Source organism: Clostridium sp. 1001270J_160509_D11, from assembly GCF_015667935.1.
Lineage (GTDB): Bacteria > Bacillota > Clostridia > Peptostreptococcales > Peptostreptococcaceae > Intestinibacter.
Window position 1 is genome coordinate 1 of sequence record NZ_JADPET010000128.1, and the last position, 8805, is coordinate 8805.

General features: G+C 28.4%; 16 protein-coding genes. 3 read left to right on the plus strand and 13 right to left on the minus strand.

The window, feature by feature from the left end; translation table 11 throughout:
* The first annotated feature begins 380 nt into the window (after positions 1-380).
* The 3 genes from I4U58_RS10900 (at position 381) to I4U58_RS10910 (ending at position 1114) form a co-directional block, all read left to right on the plus strand.
* Positions 381-620: a DUF1659 domain-containing protein gene (locus I4U58_RS10900; protein ID WP_195931375.1), complete on the plus strand. Its 240-nt coding sequence runs from the start codon at positions 381-383 to the stop codon at positions 618-620.
* Positions 621-646: 26 nt separating this feature from the next.
* Positions 647-877, plus strand: a complete 231-nt coding sequence (locus tag I4U58_RS10905) for a DUF2922 domain-containing protein (RefSeq protein ID WP_195931376.1) — start codon at positions 647-649, stop codon at positions 875-877.
* A gap of 81 nt (positions 878-958) precedes the next feature.
* On the plus strand, positions 959-1114 hold the full coding sequence (locus I4U58_RS10910; protein WP_195931377.1) for a YvrJ family protein: 156 nt from the start codon (positions 959-961) through the stop codon (positions 1112-1114).
* 46 nt (positions 1115-1160) lie between these two features.
* On the opposite strand, the gene I4U58_RS10915 is transcribed toward I4U58_RS10910, so the two are convergent.
* From I4U58_RS10915 to I4U58_RS10975, 13 genes are all read right to left on the minus strand, one after another.
* Entirely contained in the window at positions 1161-1424 is a 264-nt protein-coding gene (locus I4U58_RS10915; RefSeq protein WP_195931378.1) for a Mor transcription activator family protein, read from the minus strand.
* A 323-nt stretch (positions 1425-1747) separates the two neighbouring features.
* Positions 1748-1936, minus strand: a complete 189-nt coding sequence (locus I4U58_RS10920) for a hypothetical protein (protein ID WP_195931379.1) — start codon at positions 1934-1936, stop codon at positions 1748-1750.
* 15 nt (positions 1937-1951) lie between these two features.
* Positions 1952-2302 carry a hypothetical protein gene (locus I4U58_RS10925; protein WP_195931380.1) on the minus strand — a complete coding sequence of 117 codons (351 nt, stop codon included), beginning with the start codon at positions 2300-2302 and terminating at the stop codon, positions 1952-1954.
* Between the two features lie 34 nt (positions 2303-2336).
* Complete coding sequence (locus I4U58_RS10930) at positions 2337-2789, minus strand: hypothetical protein (RefSeq protein WP_195931381.1); 453 nt, start codon at positions 2787-2789, stop codon at positions 2337-2339.
* Between the two features lie 32 nt (positions 2790-2821).
* Complete coding sequence (locus tag I4U58_RS10935) at positions 2822-3250, minus strand: hypothetical protein (protein ID WP_195931382.1); 429 nt, start codon at positions 3248-3250, stop codon at positions 2822-2824.
* 78 nt (positions 3251-3328) lie between these two features.
* Complete coding sequence (locus tag I4U58_RS10940) at positions 3329-4033, minus strand: DUF4367 domain-containing protein (RefSeq protein ID WP_195931383.1); 705 nt, start codon at positions 4031-4033, stop codon at positions 3329-3331.
* Positions 4026-4568, minus strand: a complete 543-nt coding sequence (locus tag I4U58_RS10945; protein WP_195931384.1) for an RNA polymerase sigma factor — start codon at positions 4566-4568, stop codon at positions 4026-4028. The genes I4U58_RS10940 and I4U58_RS10945 overlap by 8 nt, the downstream gene beginning before the upstream one ends.
* A gap of 148 nt (positions 4569-4716) precedes the next feature.
* On the minus strand, positions 4717-5193 hold the full coding sequence (locus I4U58_RS10950) for an MATE family efflux transporter (protein ID WP_195931385.1): 477 nt from the start codon (positions 5191-5193) through the stop codon (positions 4717-4719).
* Between the two features lie 43 nt (positions 5194-5236).
* A complete protein-coding gene (locus tag I4U58_RS10955) occupies positions 5237-5758 on the minus strand; it encodes a cyclase family protein (protein ID WP_195931386.1) in 522 nt (173 codons plus the stop codon).
* A 103-nt stretch (positions 5759-5861) separates the two neighbouring features.
* A complete protein-coding gene (locus I4U58_RS10960; protein ID WP_195931387.1) occupies positions 5862-6614 on the minus strand; it encodes a permease prefix domain 1-containing protein in 753 nt (250 codons plus the stop codon).
* 3 nt (positions 6615-6617) lie between these two features.
* Positions 6618-6953: a PadR family transcriptional regulator gene (locus I4U58_RS10965; RefSeq protein WP_195931388.1), complete on the minus strand. Its 336-nt coding sequence runs from the start codon at positions 6951-6953 to the stop codon at positions 6618-6620.
* A gap of 55 nt (positions 6954-7008) precedes the next feature.
* Complete coding sequence (locus tag I4U58_RS10970) at positions 7009-7263, minus strand: helix-turn-helix transcriptional regulator (RefSeq protein WP_195931389.1); 255 nt, start codon at positions 7261-7263, stop codon at positions 7009-7011.
* A gap of 160 nt (positions 7264-7423) precedes the next feature.
* A complete protein-coding gene (locus tag I4U58_RS10975) occupies positions 7424-8671 on the minus strand; it encodes a Glu/Leu/Phe/Val dehydrogenase (RefSeq protein WP_195931390.1) in 1248 nt (415 codons plus the stop codon).
* Positions 8672-8805 lie beyond the last annotated feature (134 nt).

The following is an 8805-nucleotide window of genomic DNA, read 5'->3' on the forward strand; positions in this document are numbered from 1 at the left end:
TACTGTAACATGAACATAAACTTATGAGCTATTTTTTTATCCATTTTTAAGTGTTGCACTTAATATGATAATTCATCATAAGAAAAAACCATGCGAATAGCATCATAAAATAACCATCCACCTATTACAATCCCTTACTTTTCATGTAAATTTCTAAATAAATGTATATATTTTTAATACAAGATAATAATTAAAATATGAACGGAAAATAAATTCAATCTCCCCCATTTTATAGCTATAGTCCCCCAACTATAGCTTTTTTTATTGCCTTTATTTTTCATTAATTAAAATCATCAAAAATCTTAATCAACTATATTTTAGGACATTGAAATTAAAACAACTTACACTTTAATTAATCAAATATATAGGAGGTAAAAAACATGCAAAACAGAGAATTAGCTATAGAAGTAACAGAAATTAAAAATCCATCATCTTTAAGAATAAAGTTTGATTGTGGTTTGGGGGATAATGGAAGGTCTGTAATAAAATCAAGAACTTACTCAAGCTTAAAGCATGATGCAAAACCTTTAGACGTTCTTAACGTTGCAAAAGCAATAGCATCACTTCAAAAGCACTCAGTTTTAGATATCGCAAAGCAAGATAACACAAGCTTAAATTAAAAAATTATAATTAGGAGGAATTTAATATGAATACAGAAGTAAAATTATTAATGACATTCATGACTCAGTTTGGAAGAAAAGTAAGTCTATTCGTAACAGATCCAAGAGAAGATATAACAGAATCAGAAATAAAAGCTGTTATGGACTTAATAATTGAAAAAAATATATTTGCACCAAGTGGTGAGGATATAGTTACTGCAAAAGATGCAAAAGTAGTTCAAACAGAAACTACAGAGTTTGATTTAGTAGTTGCGTAACTCATGAAACATTGGAAATGCCCTTCTAAGCTCATGAGGGGCTTTCTAGGAAGTTTTAACTATTATTTGGAGGAATAATCAATGGAACTAGATTTAATGCAATTAGTAGCTAATTTAGGCTTTCCTGCAATCGTGACAATGTATCTATTGGTCCGAATTGAAGGGAAACTAGAAAATTTGAGTATCGGTATTAATTCTTTGAACTCAAACATAAGTGAATTAAATAATAAAATGTAAAATAGCTACACATCTCAATATAAATTAGGTGTGTAGCTCCTTTACTTTAAACACTTTTCTTATGCCTGTTTATTATAGCTCTTATGTAACTTTCAGACATATTGTATTTACCTGCTAATTCCTTATGATTAAATCCATTGTACTGAGATATAATTTCTCTATCTCTAGCTTCTTTATATACCATCTTTTCAGTAGGAAAGTATACTGATGTTCCCCCAAATTCTTTAAATAAAGCCTTTATTTTGTCTATACCAAGCTCTATAGCTATATTTTCAAATTGTGGAGGTAAATCACTTATTTTTAAATCCATAAAATATCCTCCTATAACCTTATTATCTTAAATTAATAAACTACTTTATATGGATATTCTGCAAATATTATATTTTACCTACTAAAAAACAATTATTTTTATCAAACGTAATGCCTATTCTGTTTTTCTTCTACCCTTTAACTTATTTTTATTATTATATATCTCTATATTTTTTTCTTTAATTTTCACATCTTCTAGTAAAGTTATAAGTAAATTTTCAAATAACTTGGACATAGTAATATTTAAATCTATAACAACAGTTTTCAACTTATCAACTATCTCTTTATCTAAAGTTACACCTACTTGTTCTTTACTTTTCTTTTTTATTTCTTTTTAATTTTATCAAAAATAATATATCCCCAGAAAGAAACTACACCTGATAAAAATATTACTGAAATCATAATAGAATTAATGTATGTCATTTCTACTGAATCAACTCCAATTCCACTGAATAAAGAAGATAAAATATACCCTAATATAATCGTAAATAATCCACATAAAAAATATTTCATTCTAATCACCATCCTTTATTTATAACATATAAGAGGATTTGGACCTATATTTTGAACATTTTTAGAAAAACTAATTCCTCCTCCTAAAGGGAATGAAACTGATGGTGAGATTGATATTGTAGAATGTCCATACTTAACACCTACTCCAACTTGAGATAAATTAACATTTTGTCTATGTAAATTTAATGCTCTATCATATTCATCATTTTCTATTTCTGCACCTTCTATAGTTTTTACTTCTGTTATATTAATTTCATTTGGAGGCTGATTCTCATCACTTTCTGTATCATCTGCAAATATATACCCCATATTTGTTGCAGCCAAAATTATTGCTCCTATCATTGATGCATACTTCTTTAGTTTCATAATAAACTCCCCCTTGATATATTGTTTTTATAATCTATCCTGTGTACATTTCTAAAATAGTATATTTATTTTTACCTATTTTTTTTATATCTACTATTTGATATTTTCCTTTTACCCAATTGTCATTTTTTATTTCACCATTTCCAGTTTCAAATACAGTCACATATCCATCAATTGATTGTAAATCATATGTTATTTCTATTCTGTATTCTTCAGAATTTACATTCTCTAATACATTTATATCCTTAATTTTATACTCTTTAAGAATATTAACTCTTTCATTTTTATCATTTAAATAGTTTTCATAAGTTAACTTTAAGTATTCTTCAAATACAATTCTTGCTATTTCTATTTTATCTTCTTCATTTTTAACTTCTACTATAGGAACGTCAAATCCAGACTCTGTTTTGGTTGTATTCCCTTTATTTATTGAGCATCCTGATATAAAACATATTGCTATTATTACAATTAATAAACTTTTTCTCACTATCACACCTCCCACTTTTTCATAAATATTAATTAATAGTTTACAATATTGCTAAATATAGCAATACTCTCAGAATCAGTCCCCTTATAAGCCTTCACTGTTGAATATATTCTGTAGCTACTTCCTTTTGAAACTGATTTAGTTTTATTAAGTCTACAGGAAATAGTATTACTTGTCTCTGTCCATGATTGTATTGTTTCCCACGAACCATTAACTTTTTTTTGTAACCTTGATGTTATTAATGTCTTACTAATTCCTGGATTAGCAGTCATGCTAGCGCTTACAGTTGCTACACCACCACTTATTTTTAGATTGCTGCTTGCCTTATCGATATGAGTATACCTTGCTTCATTTTGTATTTCTAAATTTGTCTCATATTCATTCGCAAATATTGGAGTAGCTAATAAAATATTAAATGCTAATACTGATACACCTAAACTACTGATTATCTTTCTTTTCATATATAAAAAAAACCCCCTAAATTTCTTTACACTAAGTAAACGAATAATTTATGAGGATTTGTTTCATTTTTTATCAAATTAATTTATATTTTTCGCAATTTTTATTAATTCAGACTTAATATCTAAATATTTGTCTTTATTTATATAGTCTAATTTTAAATCATACAAAGTACTTTCATCTTGCCATATTAAGCGACTTTTATTTTCTTTTTCAATATAATCTGCGTTATAACTGTTTATTTGAGCTTTACTTATTTGTGCATTCTCTGTATCCATGTATAAATTACTATTCTCAATTAGCAAGTAATTTAAAGTTATATAATCTTCTCCATCGGAATAAGTTATCGATATATCATTGTCATACTCTGCTCTATCAATCTCTTCAAAACCATCTGGTAAATAATTAATACTTTTCTTCTCTAAAAAATTTACTTTTTCATTGTCATTTTCATCTATTTTAAATTTATATATCGTAAATTTTTCATAAACATCTTTAACCATATCAAATAACTTCGTTCTTAATGCCTCAACACTCATAGTTACTGCAAATAAACTAATTAAAAATGCTATAAATACTACAGCTACTTTTTTTGTATACAAATATATCTTATTTAAAAATGATCTTCTCTTTTCCTCTTTAATTATTTTTTTTATTTTCTTTTCAAATTCTTTAGGATACTCATAATCAATGTCTTCTTCATCAGGTATTTGTTCTAATATAAAGTTTTCAACATTAGTACAATGCTGAAAAAGTAAATCATCAGTAATTTCATATTTATCCATGTACTTTCTCCATTTCATCTAATATGATTTTCAATTTTTCCTTACCTCTTTTTATTCTAGTTCTTACTGTAGAAGGACTTATATCTAATATTTCTGCAATTTTATTATCATGTAATCCATGAGAGTATTTTAAGAAAAATACTTGTTTGTATCGTTCTGGAAGCTTCAATATAGCAACATCTACTTTATTAGGTAAAATATCAGTATCATATACTTCTTGTTCAAAACCTTTTATTTCATTTTCAATTTTTTGAACTTTATTTTTTTCCATTTGTAGCTTCCTATATATGTCTATTGAAGAGTTCTTTACTATAGTAACGATAAATCCTTTCGTTTTGTTGCTTTTTACATCTTCAATTTTATCAATATTTTTAATTATTTTTAAAAAGCTATTCTGAACTGCATCATGTGAGTAATGCTCATCTTTCAATATGCTATTAGCAACATAATACATAGTTTTTTTATAACTATTAAAGATATCTTCAAACTTTATTTTATCTTCTTCTGTTTCAATTAAACTTAAATATAATAACATACTTTCTCTCTCTCTTCTAATTGTAAATTAATCACAAGCTAACCTAATGCGCTCCATGTTATTTAAATAAATTATCCTATATAAATATATAACTGGAGCTAATACCTTCTTTTCTTCTTTTACCAGTACTTCCTTAGCTCTTCTTTTTTCAAGCCTTTCCAGCTTGACCCTCTGCTCTTAAAATATTTGAGAAACAACTTGAAATAATTGCAAAAACTCCTGAAAAACTTACAATGATTAGATAAGTTTTTGTAAATTTCCAAGTTTCTGGACTGGCTCCAATTAAAACTAATATTTTATCCATAAATACTAGCATAAGTATTGTTAATACAATACCTATTCCTACACAGCTCCACATACAAAATGAACAAACTTTTTTAGAATATTCTTCTTTTCCTTCTCCCAAAGCACGTGCAATTACTGATGTACCTCCAATCCCAAAGATTGAGCCTACAGACATAAATATTAAAAATACTGGTGTTGCTAGTGAAACAGCAGCAACTTGATATGCATCATGTGTTTGACCTATAAAAAATGTATCTGCCAAGTTATAAATCAAAACCATTAACATCGCTATAACTGCTGGTATAGCATTTTGTATACCTCCAATTTTTATTAATAGCATGCGATTAATTAATTTATAGTAAAATGCCTGTTGCTACAGACATTTACTCAATCGTATTTAATACTTTTTTTAAAATACTTATAAACATATCTTCTTCTATATCAGTAAGTCCAACCACTAAATCCTTGTTGGCTTTTTCCATATGCCAATTAGCATCTCTACAACATTCTGCTCCCAATGGTGTCATTTCTACAATTTTGCCATTTTTCTCTTCCCAAGCTAGTATATCATCTACTGTAACAGTAAAATCAGGATTTTGTGATACTTCTTTAGATAAATCAAGGACACATAATGGCATTACCATGTCATCTGGTTTAAAAGTATCCAAACTTCTTTTCCCTTTAACAAAATGAACATGTGCATCAACATGTGTTCCATATTGGCTCACAATTTCATAAGTATGAGCTCTGAAACCATCCTTTTCAAAATCATAAAGTACAGAAGATTTTACAGACGGAAAACCAAACCAATGTGGTGTTTCTGGACTAACCTCATGGCTTAAATCAACCCACTTGCATGTTTCCTTTAATTTATTAAGATCTTCCCATAAATTTAAATTACTCATTTATATCCCCCCTGATATTGTTTATATTATTTATTATAACGCAACAAAAACCCCCTATATCACAATTATATTTAATATAAGGAGTTTTTAAAATAAATCTTATCTATAATTTTTTATATTGTCTTTTTAATATCATGAAGATGGCAAAGAAAATTAAAGTCGTATATATGCTTATAATTTTAACTGTTTCCACGATTTTTGTACTGACTGTGTCTTTTAATTTTAATCTATAGTATAAAACTTGACCTTTTCCATTTTTTTCTGTTTGACCAGATGTTTCAAAATTAGATGTTCCACCCTTTACTTGATATGTATATACAGGTTCTGAGAATATATTTTCATCATCATAAACATATAATCTATATACACAATTCCATTCATTAGACTTTAATAATTTATCTAATTCTGACTTATATTGATCGGTACTATTTACATCTCTTGAACTAACAAATTTATTGAAAGTTTCTTCAAATCTCTTACTTTCATCTATCCATTTATTATGTTGTGTTTTTTGTTCTATACCCATATTTGATAATACAAATGATATAACGAATATAACTGCTGATAATAAAGTTATTATTTTAGTAAATTTTATTGATTTAGTTATTATTTTATTTCTCCCCTCTAATTTTTTGTTATTCTCCTTAACATTTTCACATAGTATCTTTAACACATCGTTATCTATGTCAAATTTATTTATAGCCATATCATACGCTTCTTCTTTGCTATGTCCTTGACTTATAAATTCATGTGCCATATCAAGCAGATGACATTTTAGTTCTTCCTTTAATTCAATTACTCCTGCACTCTTATCGTTATTAAATAAATTGCACAAATATTTATCTATTTTATCCATTTTTTAAATTTCCTCCCCTAAAAATGAACCCATTACTTCTTTAATAAAAAACCATTCTTTCTTTTTAGTTTGATAAGTTTCTTTTCCTAAATCAGTCATTTTATAATATTTTCTTCTGCCTCCAGCGCCTTCTTCTTGTGACCAATAAGACTCTATAAATCCTTTTGATTCCATACGCTTAAGTGCTAAATACATTGTTCCTTCTTTTAATTCAAACATATTATTACATTTAGCCTTTACTGTTTTTGCAATCTCATATCCATAACAATCTTTTTCATTTAAGATTGATAAAATTATTGTGTCAATGTGACCTTTTAAAGCTTCTTTATTTAGTTCCATCATTTCACCCCCTCTTTATATAACTTTAATACTCTATATTACAAGGTACTATTGTTTATATAGTATTACATGTTACTCTATAATGCAAGGTAATTTTTAAAATATTTATATTAAAACAGTAAAAAAGATAGAAATCATAAAAATTCCTATCTTCCTTATCATTACTAGATATATCCGGAAGACCTAGCCCGCTTTCCCATTTAGAAATTGTTTTGTCACTTACATTTATTTTTAATCCCAGTTCCTTTTGGATCATGCTTTTTTCTTTACGCTTGCTCGCTATAAGCTTTCCGATTTTTCTCGAATCCATATTTATCACCTCATAAATAGGATAAATCTTTTTTGAGGTGTTCTTAACCTACGTAACGTAGAGTTTTTGCATAAAAAAAAAGAAGATGAAACACTACCATGTTTCATCTCCTTATTTATCTATTTATTATAGGCTTAAAATTATTCTTTAAATCTTAATCTTAGTACCATCCTCTACGTTTCATAGCATCAGCAACTCTCTTAATTGAAGACATGTAAGCTGCAGTTCTCATATCTACGCCATATTCTTCTTTTATTGCCCATATAGCGTCGAATGCTTTTTTCATTGCTTTTTCTTGTTTAGCTTGGACTTCTTCAAATGACCAAGAGTCTCTTTGTAAGTTTTGTACCCATTCATAGTAAGAAACTGTAACACCACCACTGTTAGCTAATATATCTGGAACTAATGTAACACCGTTTTTAGCGAATATTTCGTCAGCACCAGGAGTAGTTGGTCCGTTTGCACCTTCGCAAACTACTTTAGCTTTGACGTCGTTAGCATTTTCAGCAGTTAATTGATTTTCAAGAGCACAAGGTAATAATAAATCAACATCAGCAGTTAAAACATCTTGATCTGTAGCTTCAGCACCAGAGAATCCTTTAACACCTCTAGTTTCAGCTACATAAGCCATTAAGGCTTTCATATCTATACCATCAGGGTTAGCTATAGTACCAGTATAATCGCCAACTATTACTACTTTAGCACCAAATTGTTCGATATACATACCTGCATAGCTACCAACATTACCACAACCTTGTAATGCCACTTTTGCACCATTAATATCGATACCAACTTTTCCTAAAGCCTCTCTAGCCATCATTGCTACACCATATCCAGTAGCTTCTGTTCTAGCTAAAGAACCATAGAAATCAACAGGTTTACCAGTATAAGTACCAGGAGCAAATTCACCAGTTACTTTTGCATGTTCATCAACCATCCAAGACATTATTTCTCCGTTAGTGTTTACATCTGGAGCAGGAACGTCCACTTTTTCTCCTATAAATGGAGCAAGTGCTGCAGCAAATCCTCTAGATATTCTTTCTAATTCACCTTTAGAATAATCATTAGGATCGATTGCCATACCACCTTTACCTCCACCATATGGTATACCAGTTACACCACATTTGAAAGTCATCCAAGTAGATAAAGCTTTAACTTCGTCCAAAGTTACATTTGGATGGAATCTTAAACCTCCTTTAAATGGTCCGCAAGCGTTGTTGTGTTGAGATCTATATCCAGTGAAAGTTTTTATAGTTCCGTCATCCATTTTTACTGGAAAGTTAAATTCCATAACTCTCATTGGATTTTTAAGTATTTCGTAAACTGCTGGATCAGTTCCTAATTTATCACAAGCATGTTTAACTTGTAACTGTGCGATTTCAAATACATTTAAAGTTTTTTCTGCCATTTTATAAGCCCCCCTAAAATTTTACATAAATTTTTAAATTTTTGGTTTCTCAAATGTTTTTATATTGCATGCATTTGCAGTCATTTGACTTAATAATCTACTTTGTGTTCCTCCTCCAAGCATATATAACTTAG